Origin of the sequence: Thermus sp. NMX2.A1, from assembly GCF_000511705.1 — a bacterium.
Lineage (GTDB): Bacteria > Deinococcota > Deinococci > Deinococcales > Thermaceae > Thermus > Thermus scotoductus.
Genome location: NZ_ATNI01000093.1, coordinates 1 through 1,454, shown reverse-complemented (window position 1 = coordinate 1,454; position 1,454 = coordinate 1). Strand labels below are relative to the sequence as shown.

The 1,454-nt window shown below is 60.9% G+C and carries 2 protein-coding genes; both read right to left on the bottom strand.

The annotated features are described in order from the left end of the window. Window positions 1-803 (bottom strand): hypothetical protein (locus tag TNMX_RS10820; protein WP_038032105.1); only part of this gene is annotated, 803 nt, incomplete at its 3' end. After that, on the bottom strand, window positions 778-1,377 hold the full coding sequence (locus TNMX_RS10815; protein ID WP_172640120.1) for an IS607 family transposase: 600 nt from the start codon (window positions 1,375-1,377) through the stop codon (window positions 778-780). The genes TNMX_RS10815 and TNMX_RS10820, both read right to left, overlap by 26 nt. Window positions 1,378-1,454 lie beyond the last annotated feature (77 nt).

The window sequence follows — 1,454 nt, the reverse complement described above, 5'->3', positions numbered from 1 at the left end:
TTAACCCTACGGATCTGGACCCTTCCATTCTCCTCTCCGACCTGAAAGAAATCCCGCCACTCTCCCTTACGGCCCTCGGCATAAGGGTTCTCCCCCAGGGGGATGGCCACCCTCTTCCCCTTCTCCAGGGTGGCCAGATGGAGCCAGGCGGGGAAGTGGGTGGCTTGTTTCCCCCTTCCCCTTCCCCTGGGCTCGTAGCGGACCACCTTCCCATCCAGGTGCATCTGGATGCGGTGCATGCCGGGCCAGGTAAGTTCCTTCCTGGCCCGGCGGAACAGATGGAGTAGGAGGCGCAGGTCCTCGGGGGTGGCCTGGAGGGTTTTGGTCCTTTCCCTGCCGCTCTCGTCTTTCCGTACAACCTTAAAGACCAGCGGTTGCCCTTCGGCCAGGGCCTGGCGCACCTCGGGCTTCAGCCAGGCCTCCCGGGAGTTGAGAAGAAGGAGCACCTCCCGCTTCTCCCTGGGAAGGGAAGAGCCAAGAAGAATCTCCCGTACCCTGTTCTTCAGGTGCTCCAGGTGCCCCTTGAGCATGTCCACCACCTGCTGGGAGCACACCCACAGGTAGCGGTCGGAGAGGGGGCTTTCAAGGTAGCCCCCTTGGGGCTGACCAACGCTTGTGGGGTCCAGGAAACGGGAGAGGCTACCTTCCTCAAAGAAACGGCGCAGGTGGAGGCGTTGGATCCCTTCCGCCGCCCTGCGGTACTGGCGGAGCACCTGAAGAACCTTCTCCTCCTTCCCCCGGTTCATGGCGTGGGGGAGGAGGTAGCTTCCGTAGATTTCATCCGTTCGCTTCCCGCGTTTCATCCACCAGCTCCGAGACGATCTTGCGGGCTTTCCTTTTCCCCCTCAAACCGTACAGCCTTGCGGCAAACGAGTAGATCACCGCCACGAAGTCTTCAATGAGATCCGCCCTGGGAGTGTCCGCCTCGTTCACCACCTCCACCCGCTTCCCCTGCTCATGGAGAAGCAGTTCCAGATAGTGAAAGCCGAAACGGGTCAGGCGGTCCCTGTGCTCTACCAGGAGCACCCCGTAGTCTTTCTCCAAAAGCAGTTTTTCCAGACGAGGCCTGCGATCGTTCAGACCCGAAGCCACTTCCTTCACCACCCGCACCACCCGGTAACCCCTGGCAGCGGCATAGTCCTGGAGCCTCTGGACCTGGCGTTCCAGGTCGTCCCTGGCCTCGTGCACCGAGACCCGGGTGTAGATGGCCGCAGCATCCTGGGGGAGCCTAACCTCTTCCTCTTCCTCAAGAACCAGGATGGTGCCCGTGGGTAGCTGGATGGCCCTGGCAGGCAGAATCCCTTGCTTGAACCACTTCCAGGCGGTGCGGTAGGGAATCCCGTGCTTTCTGGCCCAATGGGACAGCTTCACCCCTATCTCTCCGCCTTTACCTTAACACAGAAGAGGATAGACGTCAATAACAGACCACAACTTTGGCAACCGGTATCAGGACC